This window comes from Caulobacter henricii (genome assembly GCF_001414055.1).
Lineage (GTDB): Bacteria > Pseudomonadota > Alphaproteobacteria > Caulobacterales > Caulobacteraceae > Caulobacter > Caulobacter henricii.
The window spans coordinates 2,283,090-2,301,211 of sequence record NZ_CP013002.1 but is presented as its reverse complement, the minus strand read 5'-3'; the positions used below and the strand labels follow the sequence as shown (position 1 = coordinate 2,301,211).

At 66.3% G+C, this 18,122-nt stretch carries 16 protein-coding genes and 1 pseudogene; 7 read left to right on the top strand and 10 right to left on the bottom strand.

Translation table 11 applies throughout. The features are described from left to right. Window positions 1-80: 80 nt before the first annotated feature. The 3 genes from lysA to argH form a co-directional block, all read right to left on the bottom strand. Window positions 81-1,346: a diaminopimelate decarboxylase gene (gene lysA, locus AQ619_RS10765; RefSeq protein WP_062147131.1), complete on the bottom strand. Its 1,266-nt coding sequence runs from the start codon at window positions 1,344-1,346 to the stop codon at window positions 81-83. A 164-nt stretch (window positions 1,347-1,510) separates the two neighbouring features. Then, on the bottom strand, window positions 1,511-1,828 hold the full coding sequence (locus tag AQ619_RS10760; protein ID WP_236849454.1) for a hypothetical protein: 318 nt from the start codon (window positions 1,826-1,828) through the stop codon (window positions 1,511-1,513). After that, window positions 1,825-3,249 (bottom strand): argininosuccinate lyase, encoded by a 1,425-nt coding sequence (gene argH, locus AQ619_RS10755; protein WP_378109064.1) that lies wholly within the window; start codon window positions 3,247-3,249, stop codon window positions 1,825-1,827. Before argH ends, AQ619_RS10760 begins: the two co-directional genes overlap by 4 nt. Between argH and AQ619_RS10750 the strand changes: the two genes are divergently transcribed. Then, window positions 3,250-3,882: a TlpA family protein disulfide reductase gene (locus AQ619_RS10750; RefSeq protein ID WP_062147127.1), complete on the top strand. Its 633-nt coding sequence runs from the start codon at window positions 3,250-3,252 to the stop codon at window positions 3,880-3,882. A 3-nt stretch (window positions 3,883-3,885) separates the two neighbouring features. Next, the gene (locus tag AQ619_RS10745; RefSeq protein ID WP_062147125.1) at window positions 3,886-4,620 is read left to right on the top strand and encodes a GNAT family N-acetyltransferase; all 735 of its coding nucleotides are present in this window, start codon (window positions 3,886-3,888) and stop codon (window positions 4,618-4,620) included. On the opposite strand, the gene gluQRS is transcribed toward AQ619_RS10745, so the two are convergent. Continuing rightward, window positions 4,617-5,456 carry a tRNA glutamyl-Q(34) synthetase GluQRS gene (gene gluQRS, locus AQ619_RS10740; protein WP_062147122.1) on the bottom strand — a complete coding sequence of 280 codons (840 nt, stop codon included), beginning with the start codon at window positions 5,454-5,456 and terminating at the stop codon, window positions 4,617-4,619. The two genes, AQ619_RS10745 and gluQRS, sit on opposite strands and share 4 nt — an antisense overlap. A gap of 4 nt (window positions 5,457-5,460) precedes the next feature. Beyond that, a pseudogene (locus tag AQ619_RS10735) lies at window positions 5,461-6,082 on the bottom strand (TetR/AcrR family transcriptional regulator). 154 nt (window positions 6,083-6,236) lie between these two features. On the opposite strand from AQ619_RS10735, the gene AQ619_RS19345 reads away from it, so the two are divergent. From AQ619_RS19345 to AQ619_RS10715, 5 genes are all read left to right on the top strand, one after another. After that, window positions 6,237-6,347, top strand: a complete 111-nt coding sequence (locus tag AQ619_RS19345; RefSeq protein ID WP_236849452.1) for a hypothetical protein — start codon at window positions 6,237-6,239, stop codon at window positions 6,345-6,347. A gap of 211 nt (window positions 6,348-6,558) precedes the next feature. After that, window positions 6,559-7,038, top strand: coding sequence for a transcription elongation factor GreA (gene greA / locus AQ619_RS10730; RefSeq protein ID WP_062151584.1), 480 nt, complete (start codon window positions 6,559-6,561; stop codon window positions 7,036-7,038). A 41-nt stretch (window positions 7,039-7,079) separates the two neighbouring features. Further along, window positions 7,080-7,733, top strand: a complete 654-nt coding sequence (locus AQ619_RS10725) for a DNA-3-methyladenine glycosylase family protein (RefSeq protein WP_084746244.1) — start codon at window positions 7,080-7,082, stop codon at window positions 7,731-7,733. Window positions 7,734-7,896: 163 nt separating this feature from the next. Beyond that, entirely contained in the window at window positions 7,897-8,460 is a 564-nt protein-coding gene (locus AQ619_RS10720; RefSeq protein ID WP_166504343.1) for an HNH endonuclease, read from the top strand. Window positions 8,461-8,839: 379 nt separating this feature from the next. Next, entirely contained in the window at window positions 8,840-10,693 is a 1,854-nt protein-coding gene (locus tag AQ619_RS10715) for an alkyl/aryl-sulfatase (RefSeq protein ID WP_062151578.1), read from the top strand. A 202-nt stretch (window positions 10,694-10,895) separates the two neighbouring features. Here AQ619_RS10715 and AQ619_RS10710 read toward each other — a convergent pair whose 3' ends face one another. The 5 genes from AQ619_RS10710 to AQ619_RS10690 form a co-directional block, all read right to left on the bottom strand. Beyond that, window positions 10,896-13,115, bottom strand: coding sequence for a GH92 family glycosyl hydrolase (locus tag AQ619_RS10710; protein WP_084745921.1), 2,220 nt, complete (start codon window positions 13,113-13,115; stop codon window positions 10,896-10,898). A gap of 22 nt (window positions 13,116-13,137) precedes the next feature. After that, on the bottom strand, window positions 13,138-14,625 hold the full coding sequence (locus AQ619_RS10705; RefSeq protein ID WP_062147116.1) for an MFS transporter: 1,488 nt from the start codon (window positions 14,623-14,625) through the stop codon (window positions 13,138-13,140). Continuing rightward, window positions 14,615-15,562 carry an apurinic/apyrimidinic endonuclease family protein gene (locus AQ619_RS10700; RefSeq protein ID WP_062147114.1) on the bottom strand — a complete coding sequence of 316 codons (948 nt, stop codon included), beginning with the start codon at window positions 15,560-15,562 and terminating at the stop codon, window positions 14,615-14,617. The genes AQ619_RS10705 and AQ619_RS10700 overlap by 11 nt, the downstream gene beginning before the upstream one ends. 64 nt (window positions 15,563-15,626) lie before the next feature. Further along, complete coding sequence (locus AQ619_RS10695; RefSeq protein WP_062147112.1) at window positions 15,627-16,433, bottom strand: phytanoyl-CoA dioxygenase family protein; 807 nt, start codon at window positions 16,431-16,433, stop codon at window positions 15,627-15,629. Between the two features lie 5 nt (window positions 16,434-16,438). Further along, window positions 16,439-18,118: an alpha-amylase family glycosyl hydrolase gene (locus tag AQ619_RS10690; RefSeq protein WP_084745919.1), complete on the bottom strand. Its 1,680-nt coding sequence runs from the start codon at window positions 18,116-18,118 to the stop codon at window positions 16,439-16,441. Window positions 18,119-18,122 lie beyond the last annotated feature (4 nt).

The following is an 18,122-nucleotide window of genomic DNA, read 5'->3' as shown; positions in this document are numbered from 1 at the left end:
AAATCAAGGTCAAGGCAGAAGGGTGTGGATTGACCAGATGCCGCAGCTCGCCCTCGCCATGGCCGCGAAGGGCCTGGCCTTTACACCCAGTCCGGCACCAGATCCCGTGCCAGCATCGCGTCATAGGTCGGACGCGCCCGGATCACGGCGAACCGGTCGCCGTCCACCAGTACCTCGGGCACCAGCGGGCGGGTGTTGTACTCGCTGGCCATGGCTGCTCCATAGGCCCCGGCCGACATGAAGGCCACCAGGTCGCCTGCTGCCAGCGGCGGCATGGGCCGATCCCGTGTAAAGGTGTCGCCCGTTTCGCAGACCGGGCCGACCACGTCATAGACCGCCTCGCCGTCGCGCTTCACAAGCGGGCGGATGTCGTGGAAGGCGTCGTACATGGCCGGGCGCACCAGGTCGTTCATGGCCGCATCGATGACCAGGAACTTGCGCCCTTCCGGACGTTCGTGGACGTGGATCACTTCCGAGACCAGCACCCCGGCATTGGCGGCGATCACACGACCGGGCTCGAAGGCCAGCCTGACCGGCAAGCCCGCCGTGACCTCGCCGACCATGGTCGCAAAATCGGCGGGGGAGGGCGGCTCTGGATGGTTGAAATAGGGCACGCCCAGACCGCCGCCCAGGTCGAGCCGCTCCACCGACAGGCCTTCGGCCAGAAGTTGCTCGACCAGGCCGCGCATCTTGCTGAAGGCGGCGCGCATGGGGGCCAGGTCGGTGATCTGGCTGCCGATATGGCAGGCCACGCCGATCGGCTCGAGCGCGGCATTGTTGCTGGCATTGGCATAGAGGCGCGCGGCTTCGGCGAACGAGACGCCGAACTTGTTTTCGGCCTTGCCGGTGGCGATCTTGGCGTGACCACCGGCGGCGACGTCCGGATTGACCCGGAAGGCCACCTTGGCGCGGACGCCCAGTTCGGCAGCGACCTCGGCGATCAGGTTCAGCTCGGGTTCGGATTCGACATTGATCTCGGCAACGCCGACCTGAAGGGCAAACTGGATCTCGCGTCGGGCCTTGCCGACGCCAGAGAAGACAATGCGATCCGCCGGAATACCGGCAGAAAGGGCGCGACGGACCTCGCCCTCCGAGACCGTGTCGGCCCCGGCACCGAGATCGCCCAGCACCTTCAGGACCGCCACGTTGGAGTTGGCCTTCACAGCATAGGCGATCAGGGGGGCGGCGACTCCGGCCAGTTCAAGAGCGTCGCGGAACACGGTGAAGTGCCGCTCCAGGGTGGCGCGGGAATAGACATAGACCGGTGTGCCAACCTCGGCGGCGATGTGCGCCAGGGAGACGCCCTCGCAGGCCAAGCCCTCGGGGCCGTATTCGAAGTGGTTCACGGGACTTGAAGCTCTCTCATCACGAGCCCTTTCATCATCCGATCATCACGGCAAAGGCCGGGACCCGGAGACATCCAGAGCATCAGCAGGGCTTCATCTAGATCCCGGCCTTCGCCGGGATGCCGGCGATTGTGGGCTGGGTCGATGAAGTGTGGTGCTTGCCGTCAGTTGGGCGTCGCGCCGGGAAAGCCGGCTGCCGACGGACCGCCGAACGGGTTGGGTGCCGTACCGGCCAGCGGGGCAGCGCGCACCGTACGATTGCTGGAGGCCGGGTCGAGGATTTCCTGGGACCCGCCGACGCGGGCAGGCTGATTGGCTGTGCCAGAGGCGGCGCGGCGTTCGGCTTCCCAGGCGGCCTTTTTCTGCGCGTCCCACATCGGGGCCGGGCGTTCCAGTTCTGCCTGTTTGCCACAACCCGAAAGCATCGGGCCGGCCAGGCTGAGCGCGGCGAGGGTCAGAAGAGCGAGGGGGCGCAGGGTCATCCGAGCAGTTCCTTCCAACGCGCAATCTGGGCGCGGACCTGGGCGGGAGCGGTCCCGCCATAGCTGATACGGCTGGCCGCGGAGGCGGCCGGGGTGAGGACGGCATAGACCTCGGCGGTGATCCTGGGCTCGATCGCCTGGAACTGCTCCAGGGACAGGTCCGCCAGATCCACGCCAAGGGCCTCGGCTGTCTTCACGGCCGAACCTGTCACGTGGTGAGCGTCGCGGAAAGGCATGTTCAGCGTCCGCACCAGCCAATCGGCCAGATCCGTGGCCGTCGAGAAGCCGGCACCGGCGGCGGCGGCCATCTTGTCGGTATTGGGTGTCAGGTCGGCGATCATGCCGGCCATGGCCAGCAGGCTCAGTTCCAGGGCATCGAAGGCCTCGAAGGTCGGGACCTTGTCTTCCTGCATGTCCTTGGAATAGGCCAGAGGCAGGCCCTTCATCACGACCGTCAGGGTGGTCAGGGAGCCGAGGATGCGGCCGACCTTGGCGCGGATCAGCTCGGCGGCATCGGGGTTCTTCTTCTGCGGCATGATCGAGCTGCCGGTCGTGAAAGCGTCGGTCAGCTTGATGAAGCCGAACATCGGTGTGGTCCACAGCACGATCTCTTCGGCCAGGCGCGACAGGTGCGTGGCGGTAATCGAGGCGGCAGACAGGGCTTCCAGGGCGAAGTCGCGGGCCGAGACGCTATCCAGCGAATTGGCGGTCGGACGGTCGAAGTCGAGGGCTGCGGCAGTGGCGTGACGATCGATCGGGAAGGGCGAGCCGGCCAGGGCCGCCGCGCCCAGCGGACACTCGTTCATGCGGGCCCGGGCATCGCGGAAGCGCGAGGCGTCCCGGCCGAACATCTCGACATAGGCCATCAGGTGATGGCCAAAGGTCACGGGCTGGGCGGGTTGCAGGTGGGTGAAACCGGGCATCAGGGCGTCGGCATGGGCCTCGGCCTGGGCGAGCAGGGCGCGCTGCAGGGCGTCCAGCTGGGCCGCGGAGCGGTCGCAGGCCTCACGGACCCACAGCCGGAAATCCAGTGCCACCTGGTCATTGCGCGAGCGCGCGGTGTGCAGTCGACCGGCCGTCGGGCCGATCAGCTCACGCAGACGCGCCTCGATGTTCATGTGAATGTCTTCGTACTCGTCCCGGAACGGGAAGGTCCCGGTCAGCAGCTCGTCCTCGATCCTGGCCAGGCCTTCGAGGATTTCCTCGCCGTCGCTACTTGCAATCACCCCTTGGCTGATCAACATCCGGGCATGGGCGCGGGAGCCCGCCAGATCCTGCGCCCAGAGGCGCTTGTCGAAGCCGATGCTGACATTGATCGCCTGCATCAGTTCCGCCGGCCTGGCCGAGAACCTGCCGCCCCACATGGCTTGACCCATTCCGCCGCCGGCGGTGTCGGGTTTTTTGGAGGCGTTGTCGGTCATATGAGCGAAATCCAGTCGGGCGAGAACGGAACGGGCGCGGCCAAGCGCAATCCGCTGAAGTGGGCGATCGGCGCCGCCATGCTCGTCGGCGTCGCGGCGGTTCTATACGTCATCGTCGCCGCTTCGTTCAAACCCTCAGGGCCGGCCAATCTCAATGAATTCAAGCGGGCTTCGCTGGCCAAGCTTGATGTCCCGGCCTCGCCGCGGGCCGCGCCCGGCACAACCTTCTTCGATGAGGCCGGAAAGCCGGTCACCCTTGCCGATTTCAAGGGCCAGGTGGTGGTGATGAACCTCTGGGCGACCTGGTGCGCACCCTGCAAGAAAGAGATGCCGACCCTGGCCAAGCTGGCGGCTGTCTATGCCGCCCAGCCCTTCAAGGTGCTGCCGGTCAGTGTTGACCGCGATGCCGATCTCAACCTCGCCCAGGCTGAGATGGCGGCCAATCCCCCGCTGAAGCTCTATCGCGATCCGTCCTACAGGATGTCGTTCGAGATGGAGCCTCGGGCGGCCGGCTATCCGACCACGGTAGTCTATGACAAGCAGGGCCGTGAACGGGCGCGTCTGTCGGGCGATGCTGACTGGTCCAGCCCCGAGGCCCGTGGCCTAGTCGAGAAACTGCTGGCTGAGCGATAGGCCCTGGCCATCGATCCCGTCATTCTGGAGCCGATCGCAGATCGCGCCTGGCCAGCCCGCGAACGGTCCAGGCTCGGGGGCTGGCGGCTCAATGCGACCTCGGGATGGTCAATGCGGTCCAATGCCTGCTGGCCGCTGGAAGAGCCCGATCGCGAGGTCGAGGCTGCGCTCGACGCGACAGAGGCCTGGTTTGGCACGCGGGGACTGCCGCCGCGTTTCAAGCTCACTGAGGGTGCCACGGCACCGGCGGACCTGCCCCAGAGGCTGGCACGGCGAGGCTATCAAGCCTGCAAGCAGACCCTGGTCCTGACGGGCAGGACCGCGGGACAGCCTGACGCCGCTGTGCGCCTGTCGGACAGGCCGGATGCAGGCTTCGAGGCGGTGTTTGCGGCCTCAGCGGCCGGCAATCTTGCCGATGCGCGGGAGCGACTGGAGACCCTGGCGCGCATACCGGCACCAGCCCGATTTGCCAGTCTGGACCTGGGCGGAGCGACGGCCGCGCTCGGTGCTTGCGCGGTCGAGGGCCAATGGGTGGGCCTCTTCGGCATGAGAACGGCGCCCGAGCAGCGCCGCAAGGGTCTGGCGCGGCGCGTGTTCGCCACCCTTCTGGCTGAGGCGGCCCAACTGGGGGCAAGCCACGCCTATCTGCAGGTCGAGGCCGATAACGCACCGGCCCTGGCCCTTTATGGCTCTGAAGGCTTTCAGCCCGCCTATGCCTATCAGTACTGGGTACTCTAAAGGCCCATGTCGTGGCGTAGGGCCGCAGCGGTGACGCCCGAGGCCCGAAGATCGCGAAGGCTCTGGGCCTTGTCGCGCTTGGCATAGCGCTTTCCATCCGGACCGGTCAGGAGGCGGTGATGGCGATAGGTCGGCGTCGGCAGGCCCAGTAGGGCCTGGAGCAGGCGCTGCACATGTGCCGCCTCGAAAAGGTCCTCGCCGCGAATGACATCACTGACGCCCTGCAGGGCATCGTCCACCACGACAGCGAGATGATAGGCCACGCCGACATCCTTTCGGGCCAGGACGATGTCTCCCGCGAGGTCAGGGCAGGCGCGAATCCAGCCCTGCTCGCCGGCAGGGCCGGACCCAGCCTCGAAAAAGCTCAGGGGCTCTAGACCACTGAGGGCCTCGGCTGCAGCCTCTAGGCTAAGCCGCCACGCAAAGGGTTCGCCGCGAGCCAGGCGCGCTTCCTCCTCAAGCCGGGGCAGGGGAGCGCCCCGGAAAGGCGTCTGGTGCTCATGCGGGGCTCGCCCGATGTCGAGTTCCCGGCGGGTGCGAAAGCAGCGATAGACGAGGCCGCGCTGGCGGAGATCCTCAAGGGCGGTGTGGTAGGTCGCCATGTGCTCGGACTGGCGGCGGACGGGTTCCTCCCAGGTCAGGCCCAGCCAGGCCAGATCGTCCAGGATCGCTGCCTCATAGTCTGGTCGACAACGGGTGGCGTCGATGTCCTCGATCCGCAGCAGAAACCTGCCGGACCTCGCGCGGGCGGCTTCAAAAGCCGTCAGGGCCGAATAGGCATGGCCGCGATGGAGGTAGCCGGTGGGCGATGGCGCGAACCGGGTGACGAGGCCCAAGGGCCTAGGCCTTGTCGAACTTCGCGAACATGCCGAGGTGCTCCAGAACGCCCCGCAGGAAGGCCTCCTCACCGCCGAGCAGTTCTTTCAGGGGGGGCAAACTGCTTGAAGCTGGTCATCTCGGCCAGGCCATGGCCGGCGCACCAGGCGGCGATCGTGGCCAGTTCGAGGTCGATGTCGCTGTACTGGCCGTCGGACTGGGCTGAGATCGAATCCCGCACCTGGCAATAGGCCCCTTCCTCCTTCATCTGGTCCGGAAGGGCGTCCTTGTCGCGCGAGCAGTCATACATGACCCGGTAGAGCGCCGGATTTTCGCGGGCAAACTGCACATAGGTGACGCCGATATTGGTCATGCCCTGCCGGGCGTCCTTGGCGGCGGCGCGTGACTCGGTCAGGGCGGCGTCGAGGGCGACCCAGCCCTCATGGGCCACCGCTTCGAGCAATTCGCCCTTGTCCTTGAAGTGGTGATAGGGCGCGGCCGGGCTGACGCCGGCTTCCCGGGCCACGGCCCGCAGGGACAGGGCCGCCGGCCCTTCTTTTTCAAGAATTCGGCGCGCGGCATCGACCAAAGCTCGGCTCAGGTCGCCATGGTGGTAGGGGCGGGATTCGTTGGCTGCGCTGGTCATCGTCCTACTCTAACGCCTGATTTCCTAAATTTCATCCAAACGATGTCAAGATTATCTTGACGGCGTTTAGATCGATGCTATCTAAGCATTGTCCAGATTGGGCGGGCCAGACCGGCAAGCGGCTGGGCCAGGCAAAAACAGAAGGATCTGCACCATGCTCCGTTCGCTTAACGCCTTTGAAAACGCCGTCGACCGCCTGGCTGGTGGCTATTTCCTGGTTCTCGCTCTGGCGCTCGCCGGCTCTGTCGCAGGCATCGTTCTCTAAGCGACTCTTATCCGTGAACGGCGGAGCTGGGCCTGTCAGGACCGCTCCGCCATCGCGACCCCGTCTTTCACGCCTGTCGGCCCTTGAATCCCCCTGGGTCGGGCGCTAGCACGGAGAGCCGATGCGCCTGGGACTTCAGGCCCGCGCCGGGACTGAACCGCCGGTCTTCGGATTCCCAGCTGATGTCGATGAACTTCCAGAGTGTCTGCCGATGAGCGTCGCCTTCACCAAGGAAGGCGACAGCGAAGCCTTCGCCGCCGACCTGCTCGATCGGCCTATCTCGTCCAATCCCAACCTGGTGACCGCCCGGGGTCTTGCCCAGCTGGACTCCAGCCTGGCTGCAGCCCGCGCTGCCTATGGTGCCGCCCAGGCGACGGGCGGCGTGGCTGAGGATCGCACGGCCATGGCCCGGGCGACGCGAGACCTGCGCTACTTTGCGGCCCGGCGAGCCAGCGCCCAACTGACCGAACCGACCGGTCCGGCTGATGTGGTCCATTTTGGCCAGGCGGTGACCTTTGAGCGCGAAGATGGCCGCCGCCAGACTTTCCGCATCGTCGGCGAGGACGAAGCCGATCCTGCAGGGGGTTCGGTCTCCTATGTTTCTCCCCTGGCCAGGGCCCTGTTGGGCAAGACGGTCGGCGACACCGCCATGGTGGCGGGTGGTGAAGTCGAGATCATCTCGGTCGCCTAGCAAGGATCGGGTTGCAGGCCTTGCGGGGCAATGGTCTGTCCATGGCCATGTCTGTCGATCCGTCGCCCACGCCTGACCAGATTAAGGTTGCTCGCGCCCACCTGGCGGCTGTTGACCCGGCCCTTGCGGCCATTGACGCCGTGACCCCCTCGTTTGCCTGGCGATCGGCCGAGCCTGGCTTTGCCGGACTTCTGAAGCTGATTGTCTACCAGCAGGTGTCCCTGGCTTCGGCCGCCTCGATCTGGCGCCGGGTCGAGGCCGGACTGGGAGAGATCACGGCTCCGGCCATTCTGGCGCTTGAGGACCTCGATCTGCAGGGATTGGGACTTTCCAGGCCCAAGGTGCGCTATGCGCGCGCCATAGCCGAGGCCCAGGTGACAGGACTTTGCGACCTCAACGCCCTGCGCAATTTGCCGGATGATGAGGCCGCCGCGGCTCTGATGGCCGTCAAGGGCATCGGCCGCTGGACCGCCGAGACCTATCTGATGTTCTGCGAAGGCCGGCTGGACATGTTTCCGGGGGGCGACGTCGCCTTGCAGGAAGCTATGCGCTGGGCCGACCGTGCCGAGGTCCGCCCGAACGAGAAACAGGCCTATGCCAGGGCTGAAGCCTGGAAGCCGTATCGCGGAGTCGCGGCCCATTTGCTCTGGCGCTGCTATGGCGCGGTCAAAACGGGCGAAATTCCGCCAATCTGATCGCTATCCGCCAGATGTCTTGGTTCCGTCGCGGAGTTGGATCATCCTTTCGGTGCGTTCGGGAATGAATGGCGATTCCCTTTGAATGCGTAGGAAGGAGGCCCGTCTTCAGTCCGATCGCGTATCCGCTTTTCAGGAGTCTCTCAGGCTCCAGAGGGAGATCCTGATGCAGGTCCTCTCCCGTCCGCCGTCAGGCATGCCGGCCCTTGTGCTGAATGCCGACTATCGGCCTCTCAGCTATTATCCTCTGTCACTCTGGCCTTGGCAGGATGTGATCAAGGCGGTGTTCCTTGAGCGTGTCGAGGTCGTGTCGACCTATGATCACGTCGTTCATTCGCCGTCCTTCGAGATGAAACTGCCCAGTGTCGTGTCGCTGAAGCAGTATGTCCCGCAGGACCGGCCGCCGGCCTTCACGCGCTTCAACCTGTTCCTGCGCGACGCCTTCAGCTGTCAGTATTGCGCGTCACCGGAGGACCTGACCTTCGACCATGTCATTCCCCGCTCGCGCGGCGGCAGGACGACCTGGGAGAATATCGTCACCGCCTGCGCACCCTGCAATCTGCGCAAGGGCGGCCGGACGCTACGCGAGGCGGGAATGCTGCCGTTCCATTCGGCGCGACGACCCAGCATGCACGAACTCCAGGATCGCGGCCGCCGCTTCCCGCCGGGCCACCTGCACGCCAGCTGGCTCGACTATCTCTACTGGGACATCGAACTGGAGGCTTGAGGGGCTTGTCAGGTTGCCTAGGCATTGAAAAACTTGTGCTTTTCGGCCTCATGGGTGGTGGTGGTTCTCGGCAGTTACCTGATGCGTGGTGACCAAATGGTGACCCGTGGTGACCAAAGAGCTTGGCGGCTATGGCTATCGATAGGGACGGGGTGCGCATCGCGCGCCTGAACAAGCGCACGATCGACACCTTCGAGAAGGAGGGTGCGCGCTATACGGTTTAGGACGCGGAGCTCAAGGGGCTCGGCCTGAGGGTCGAGGCCACAGGGACCAAGACATTCCTGGTCCGCTTAAAGGCCTGCCTGTCGACCCAAAGTCGCTGTTGTATGGTGGCAGTCCGGAATGGGCGCTGGAAGACGATGCCGGGGGAGACAGCGACATGGACCTGACACGGAAGACCGCCACCGAGGCGACGCGGGCGGCGCATTCGGCCATGGCGGCGGCTCTACCCGCCGATGACGGTGGTGACTTCGTGCTGGCAAAGCGTGGCTTCGTCGGCTCGATCTCTGACGCTGACGTGCCCGGCGCCTGGAGCCAACGTCCCTTCGCCTTTCTGGAGGGCGAGCGGCCCGACACCGTGAACCCCAGCCTCTGGCGGCAGGCGCGGCTCAACGCCCATCACGGCCTGTTCGAGGTGACGCCCGGCGTCTACCAGGTGCGCGGCTTCGACATCTCCAACATCACCTTTATCGAAGGCGAGACCGGCTGGATTGTCATCGATCCGCTGACCTCGGCCCAGCCGGCGGCAGCAGCGCTGAAGCTGCTGCGCGACGAGAAGGGCGACCGGCCGGTCAGCGCGGTTATCTACACCCACAGCCACGTGGACCACTACGGCGGCATCCTGGGTGTCGCCTCGCCGGAGGAGATCGCCGCCGGCCTGCGGATCATCGCCCCCGAGGGCTTTCTGCAGGCGGCCGTCGCTGAGAACGTCCTGGCCGGCAATGTGATGAGCCGCCGGGCGACGTACATGTATGGCGGCCTGCTGCCCAAGGATCCGCAGGGCCACGTGGACTCCGGGCTCGGCAAGGGAACGTCCACGGGCCGTGTCGCCCTGGTGGCACCCACCGAGTCCATTACCCACACCGGCCAGACCCTGACGGTTGACGGGGTCGAGATCCGTTTCCAGGTGACTCCGGACACCGAAGCGCCGGCCGAGATGAACTTCTTCTTCCCGAAGTTCGGCGCGCTGTGCATGGCGGAGAACTGTACCTGTCACCTGCACAATCTGTACACGCCGCGCGGGGCCCAGGTGCGGGACGCAAAGGCCTGGAGTTTCTACATCGACGAGGCGTTGGCGCTGTTCGGCGCGGATACGAGGGTGATGTTCGCGAGCCACCACTGGCCACGGTGGGACGCCGGTCCGATCCGCCGATTCCTGACCCAGCAGCGCGACCTCTACAAGTACATCCACGACCAGACGCTGCGTATGGCCAACCATGGGCTCAACGCCACCGAGATCGCCGAGGTGCTGCGGCTGCCGCCGACCCTGGAAGCCGAGTGGCACACGCGCAGTTACTATGGAACGCTCAGCCACAACGCCAAGGCGGTCTATCAGCGCTACCTCGGCTGGTTCGACGGCAACCCGGCCAACCTGCACAAGCATCCGCCCGAAGCTGCGGGCCGGCGCTATGTCGCGGCGATGGGCGGGGCCGAGCGGCTGCTGGCGCAGGCGCGCGAGGCATTCGCGACCGGCGACTACCGCTGGGTCGCCGAACTGGTCGGCCATCTTGTGTTCGCCGATCCGGCCAACCAGGAAGCCCGTGCCCTGCAGGCCGACGCCTTCGAGCAGATGGGATTTCAGGCGGAGTCCGGGCCCTGGCGCGACTTCTACCTGACCGGCGCCCAGGAACTGCGATGTCCTAGGCCGCCCAGCGCCACGCCCCGCCAGGCCTCGGCCGGCCAGCTGCGGACCATGCCCACCGACAATGTGCTTGATTCCCTTTCGGTGCGGCTGAACGGCGAGAAGGCCGGGGCGACGGAGATCGCGTTCACGGCGGTCTTTACCGACACCGGCGAGCGCTTCGCGGTCAGCCTCGAGAACGCTGTTCTGCACCATAGGCCTGGCGCGGGCGGGCCGCAGGTCGAGCTGACCCGGGACCTTCTGGTCGATCTGGTGCACGGCGCCAAGACGCCCGAGGAGGTCGCGCTGGAGGGGCCCGGCGCGGGTGCCCTGATCAGCCTGCTGGCGCTCCTGGACCGCTTCGACCTCTGGTTCGAGATCTCGGCACCCTAGATCGTTGTGCCGGTGAGGCCCCACCCGGTCCAAATCTGCTCGGAAAATTTCCGGCAATGCACCTTGGGCGCAAACCGCCGCTTCTGACTCTTCTCAGACCTTGGGAGGGGCCGCTTTCGGGGCAGCGGCCGTACTGGGGAAATCTCGCACGACGGCCATTCCGATTTCCGGGAGCGCCGCCGCCTTGGGGCCTGAGTGCAGTTCACTCGAACCGCAATGAACGGGCAGCGAGGAGATCCTTGTGCGATACCTGATGCTTGGGAAGCGGCTTTTCATCCAGGATCGGCAGCGGGCCAGTGCCGCTTATGCGGACCATCCTGCCGCCAGGTATCTGGATTTGAGCGCCTGACACGAGCGGCTGTCCAAGGACATAGCGGCCGCTGAAAGGCTCGGCAGGGTAGAAGCCGAGCATGGTGAAGACCAGCCATGCACTCATCTGGCCAACATCGTCATTGCCGACAAGGCCGTCGGGTCCGGTCCCATAGAAGCGGCGTACGATCTGTTCACGCAGCCTCTGGCCCCTCTCCGGCGACCCGGTCAGGGCGTAGAGCCAGGTAATGTGATGGCTGGGCTCGTTGGCATGAGCGTACTGGCCGATCAGCGCCTCCTGACCGAGATGCTTGTCAGGGTTGGGCACGGGCAGGGTGAAGAAGCGGTCCAGCCAGGCTTCAAGGGCCTCCGCGCCGCCGAGCCGGTCACGGAATGCTGCAGCGTCGTGGAGCGCGGGCGTCGCGGTATACTGCCAGGCATTGGCTTCCGTATAGTCGCCAGGGTTCTTCAGGGGCGATGTCGCCGCGACAGGATCGAAGGGCGTGCGCCAGCGTCCCGAACTGTCCTTGCCGCGCAGGGTGCGGGTCTCTTCGTCAAACAGCTGGTTCCAGCTCTGTGACCGGGCCCGGAAACGCTTCGCGATGTCCTGCCGGCCCAAGCGCTCGGCGACGGTGGCCACAGCCGCGTCACCGTAGCCGTATTCGGCCGTCATGCTGACGGACTCTCCCTTTTGCAGATCGAAAGGCAAGTAGCCGTAGCGGTCCAGTACCGCCCAGCCGCGCTGGGCCCACTCGGGCGCGTCTGGGCGCTCGCGGGTGCTGGTCTCCAACATCGCCGCCAGAGCCGCCTCTTCGTCGATGCGTCCCCCCTCGCCAAAGCCCTTGACGAGTGCGTCGGCGATCACCGGCAAGGCCGGGTTGCCGATCATGCAATAGGTCTCCTGGCCCCAGCTGGTCCACAGGGGCAGGTAGCCCATCTGGCGATGATGGGCGAGCAGGGTGTTGACGAAGCCGGGTACGCGCTCGGGCACAATCAGGGTGAAAAGGGGGTGCGAAGCCCTGAAGGTGTCCCAGAGACTCAGGGTCGAGTAATAGACGCCGCCTGGAGCCTGGAGCACTTCACCGCGAGGGCCGCGGACCTGGCCATTGGCATCGGCGATGTCGCTGGGATGCTGCAGGGTGCGATAGAGCGCCGAGTAAAAGAGGCGCTTCTTGCGCGCGTCGGCCTGGATGCGAATTCGGCCAAGCAGGGCATTCCAGGCCTGGTCGGCGTTCTGGCGCACGGCTTGGAAATCCTGGCCCGCGACAGTGTTCAGGTTGCGCTCTGCGCCGGCCTCATCGACCGTCGACAGGGCGACCCGGGCCTCCAGCGTGCGGCTGGTGCCAAGATCGAAATCCAGCAGCAGGCGAGGGGCTTTGTCGCCCGGCCGAGCGGGCAGGGTCTGGCTGCGCAGCACAGGCTGGCTGAACCGCACGACGAAGGACACCTGGCGAGTGACCCAGTTCCGCCGGTGCAGCGTGCCCTGCAGGCCATCTTGGCGGGAGGTGACACTGGAGGCCACCACCGAGGGCTGCTCCAGGTAGTTCAACCCATGCTGGAGGTCCACCAGGACCTGTACGCGCCCGGGCCGGTCAAAGCGGTAGCGCTGCAGCGCGACCTTGGGCGCGGCCGTGAGTTCCACAGTCACGCCATAGTCCTGCAACCGCACGGAGTACCAGCCGGGTCGCGCGCGCTCGATCGATTTCAGAGCGCCAAAGTCGCCGTCGCCGGAGGACCAGGCTGTACCGGCCCGGGGCAGGAGCAGAACGTCACCCAATTCCGGGATGCCCGCTCCGCTCTGGTGGGTATTGGAAAATCCGAGGATCCTGCGGTCGCCATACTGGTATCCGGCGCTGTAGCTCCAACCGCGATCGGCATTGTCTGGTGCGGGGAAGACCATGCCGAAGGGCACGGTAGCGCCCGGGGTCACGTGCCCCGTACCCTGTGTCCCGATGAATGGGTCGACCCAATCGGTGAAGGTTTGAGCCGACGCGGTCGAAACCGCCAGGGCTCCGCACCAGATTGCTATCGCCCAGCGGCGACCTTCCACCTTCAGCCAGTGCGAAAGACTGCAGGATGACCGCAGAAGCCGACGAATTTGCAGGTCGATCATCCTTGAGGTCTCCGGAAAGGGCTCACGGTGTTTGAGGGCGCTCTGCGACGCTGAGCCAGAAGGCCCAGGACAGGGACAGGCAGGCGGCGAAGAGGCCGAAAATCCAGCGGTGCTGATCGAGGTGCTCGGAGATCTGCAGGAGGCCGGGTACAGCCAGAGCCGGAAGGACGAGGCTCGAATTGAAGACCCCCATGCTGACCCCCATTTCTCGCGGGTCGACGGACTCGGAGAAGATCGCGAACACGATCGAAATCAGGGACGACCAGCCGACGCCGACGAGCAGCATGCCGAGATAGTAGCTGCCCTCTGACCGGGCCGCCAAGGCGATGAACAGGAAGCCCAGGGCCATGAGGCCCATCGCGGCGCGATGCACCGCCACCTTGCCCCATCGCCGGCACAAGGGGTCCAGAAGTGTTACGGGCAAAAGGGCACCGACGATGTTCATCAACAGGAAGCCCATGGAGAGGATGTTGCCCGCCGTGTCGGCCGCGCTGGGTGTCGAGCCGTTTATCCAGCGGTGGAAGACATTGGCCATGACCTCCTGACTGGGACTGCCCGGCACGATGAAATCGCGCACGAAGAAGAAGGCCATCACGAACATGCCCTGAACGCCCAGCCAGGCCAGACCATGGGCAAGCAGGATCTTGCGAAGGCGCAGGGCTGCACTGCCGCGGACGCGATCCCGCCAGACCAGGCTCACGCCCCAGGCCACCGTGCTGGCGGCGGCGAGCAGGAATAGCGGCACCGCGAACCCGGACAGCGCGCCCTTCAGCAGCACCTTGTCGACGGCGACGTAGAGACCGTAAGCCCCTAAGCCGGCCATCGGGAGCAGCGCCCGAAACGGGTGTCCGCCAGCCCTGCTCGCTGCGGCGGCCGCGCCGGGGGAGGGCGAGACTTGCTCCGGTGCCGGCTCGCGGATCAGCAGGGTGGGCACGACAGTACACAGAAAGGTCACCGCCACGGTCACCTGGATCAGCACGGCATTGCCCAGAAAGATGGACACGAGATAGGCGCTGACCCCGAAGAGGCCTGAAACCGTCTGCATCCAGGCATATCCCCGGACCCGCTGCGGGCCCTCGGCGGTCAGGTCGGCCACCAGCGAGCGCGCCGGGTTGAAGGTTACATTGGTGCTCAGATCCAGCAGCAGGGTCACGACCACGGCGACCGAGAGCAGGCTCAGCGTGGTGACGGCCGCAAGCTGGTCCAGATGAAGCAGGGCGTACATCGATATCGCCCCGGCCGTGCCCCCGATCAGCAGGTAGAGCCGACGGCGTCCGCCCAGCAGCCACGTTCGGTCGCTCAGGGCACCGACCAGGGGCTGGACAAACAGGCCCATCAGCGGACCCGCAAGCCAGATCAGCGCAATATTGTCCAGGTGCAGGCCGTAGCGGGTGCTGAGCAACCAGGTGGTCGATGCCACGGCGGCCGATAGCGAGAAGCCGATCGCTGCCGTGGGAAGGCTCAGCAGAATGAGAAAGCCGGTGCTGTGGCGAGATGGATCAACATGCATGGCTTTGCCCCGGGGTCAGGTCTTGGCGCGCGACGACAAAGCACTCGCTGGCGATGTCCCACAGGCGTGCGGCGTCGTCGTAGCGATCACTCGGTTCCCCGCCGAAGGCCCGTCGGCGGCTGTCGGCGCGCGGTTGCGCGTAGTGCAGCCAGGAAGCACCCGCGCCCTCGCCGAGACGCTGGGGCAGGAGCTCTGGGGTGATGCTGAGAAAATCGCCTGGCCGCGCGCTCCGCAGGAATCCGGCAAAGCAGCGGGTCCACATCTCCCGGAAGTGGCCCAGGCTGTCCCCGGGCTCGTCCAGCGCCGTCTGGATGCAGCCCGGATTACCCACCCGCGCATGCAGGAACCGCACGCGGTCGAGCACCGGCTGCAACCGCGCGAGGCGGGTCTGGAACTCGCCGCCATAGGTCAGCTCATGGCCCGTATACCAATGTGACAGGTCGGCATTGAACCGCAGGGCGGGCCAGCGCCTTACCCAGTCCAGGGTCCGGCGGATGTCCTGGGTCAGGGTGCCGCGATGGGTTTCCACATAGACGGGCTGGGCGTGCCGGGCCGAGGCGTCCAGCACTGCGGCCGCGAAGGCGTCCATCTCCGCGTCGGACTCGAAGCTATCGCCCAGGTGAAGGGTGGTGATGCCGCAACCCAGGTCGAGCTGGTGCTTCACCAGGGGTGCCACTTCGACCGGTGCGCGCGCGCTGCCCATGCCGGTCAGGGCCAGGCCCGCCTCACGGGCGGCGTCGCAGGCCGCATCGTCGGGCGTCCAGATCTGTACCGCCTCATAGCCGTCGGCTTTCAGCAGCGCCAATTGTTCGCGCAGCGTGGCCCGCCAGCCGCGAGAGGCGCGGGGCAGGCCGGCCAGGGTGCCGAGGTTGAGGTCGCGACGCAGCCGCGGCTCCCCGGCCAGACCATCGTGACTGTGATCGACGGGTTGGGTCATGGCCGGGCGTGGCTTGGGCGCTGGAGCGGCTGGCCCTGGATCAAGCCTGTCTGCGCCAGAAAGATCACGCGCGCCTCCAGATCACCGGATTCTTCCGCGTGGCGATCACCTCACCCTCGCGGGCACCGGGGCACCACTGGTCGCGATCGTTGCTCTGCACAGGGTTGAGGGCGGGTGCCAGGCGCTGGTCTGCGTCCATATAGATGATCGTCATGACCGATCGCGGTCTCGGACTGACGTTGGAACCGGCCTTGTGGAAGGTCCAGCCCAGGTGAAAGCTGACATCACCAAGATCAAAGGCACCGGTGCAGAACTCGAAGCCGTGCAGGGCCATGTTGGCGCTGATCTTTTCCTCGCTTTCGTCCGAGATGCCGAGGTCTCGCCCAAAGGCCACAGACTGGCTGCGCGCATAGAAGCCCAGCGGGCCCATCTCCTCCGGCACCGCCTGCAGCGGAATCCAGGCGGTGACGGTGCGGTCGGATCCCAGGGGCCAGTAATACTGGTCGGCGTGAGCGGGCGTGATGCCGCCGCCCGGCTCCTTGTACAGGGACTGGTCATGGTAGAGGCGCACGCCTGCCACCTCGAGCAGCTCGGCGGCGATGCGCGCCAGCCTCTGGCCCATGACGAAGCGACCCACGAGGGGGCTTTTTTCCCAGAGGTTCATCACCTGCAGGAACGCGCGGTCATAGGTGCTGCGCTCCTCCAGCGGACGTTGCTCGGTGTTGAGATCGATGGTCAGGCGGGTGATCTCGTTGCCGAAATGGGCCAGGGCATCGGCGCTGAGCACGTCCTTGAGCTTGATGAAGCCATCGCGGCGGAACTGCGCGATCTGCTGGGCGGAGAGCGGATAGTGGCTGTCGATGTCGATCATGGTGTTCAGGTCGCGCGAAGGAAAAGGGCGGCACCGCCGGGAAGACGAGACGCCTGGGTCAGGTCCGTGTGACTGGCCCATAGCAGCGGGCTTTGACTGACCGCCTCAGGGGCAAGTATGGGGGGCAGGGGAGCCTCCCCTGCGCCCAGGTTGAAGAGCGCAAGGATGGCGTCCGGTCCGTCGCCGCGCTGCAAAAGGAGCACCTCACCCTCGGCCCAAAGCACGCGGCAGGCACCGGACTGCAGGGCAGGGTTTGCGCGACGCAGCGCCAGAAGCCGGCGGGTCTGCTGCAGCATCGACTCCGGATCGGCCTCCTGCCGGTCCACGGCGCGATCCACATGGGCGGGGTCCACCGGCAGCCAGGGCTGGGCGGTGCTGAAGCCGGCGTGTGCGGCTGCGTGCGCCCAGGGCATGGGTGTCCGGCAGCCGTCACGACTGGGAATGAGCGGCCAGTTGGCGAGGCCGAACGGATCCTGCATCTGCTCGAAGGGAACATCGCTTTGCGGCAGGCCCAGTTCCTCGCCCTGGTAGATGAAGATCGTGCCGCGCAAGGCCATCAGCAGGGCCATCCAGGTGAGCGGACCCGCGCCCGCCGCAGCCGCACTGGCCGGGCCGCCGAAAGCAAACGTCGCCGCGTCACCACCCGCCCACCGGGTGGCCACCCTGGGGGCGTCGTGGTTGGAGAAGGCCCAGGCCGGCCAGCCCTCGCCCTCGCCCTCGGCCCAGGGAGCAAGTTGGCGAGCCACCGCCGGGGCGTCAGGCCGCGCGCCGAGGAAGGCGAAGGCATAGGCCGTGTGCAGCGCAGTGCCGCCGCGCGTATAGGCCAGCATCGTCGTCAGCCCGTCCGCGCCGCCGATCTCGCCCACGGCCATGCGTCCGGGATAGACATCCATCTCGGTGCGCAGGCGCTGCAGGAAGGCCAGGGATTCGGGCTGATCCATGGTGAAGGCATGGCGCTGCATCAGCACCGGGCTGTCGCCGCGCTGGTCAGGTGGCGCGGGCGGGTTGTCGCGCATTTGAAGATCGTGGGCGTAGAGGTTGGCGGTATCGAGCCGAAAGCCGTCCACCCCCCGGTCCAGCCAGAAGCGGGCGATGGCCAGGATTTCCTGCTGGGCCGCCTCGCAATGGAAATTGATGTCCGGCATCTGGGGCAGGAAGTTGTGCAGGTAGTACTGCCGCCGCCGCGGCTCCCAGCGCCAGGCTGGCCCGTCCATCCAGCTTAGCCAGTTGTTCGGCGGGCCGCCGTCTGGTCTGGGATCGGCCCAGACGTACCAGTCGGCCTTGGGGTTGTCCCGGCTGGAACGGCTTTCCGTGAACCAAGGGTGCTCTACCGCCGTGTGGCTCCAGACCTGGTCGATGATCACCTTCAGGCCGAGGGCGTGAGCCTGGCGCACGACATGGTCGAAGTCGGCCAGCGTGCCGAACCGCGGGTCGACGTCGCGGTAGTCTGACACGTCGTAGCCGAAATCCCGCATAGGGCTTGGAAAGAAGGGGCAGATCCACAGGCCGTCGACCCCGAGGCTTGCGATATAGGGCAGACGTTGGCCGAGCCCGGCTAGGTCGCCGATGCCGTCGCCATTGCTGTCCTGAAACGACCGCGGATAGACCTGATAAAGCACCGCGCCGCGCCACCAGGGCGCCTCTTGGATCCGGCTGCTTTCGTTGGTTGGAGGGCCAGGGTGCATGGCC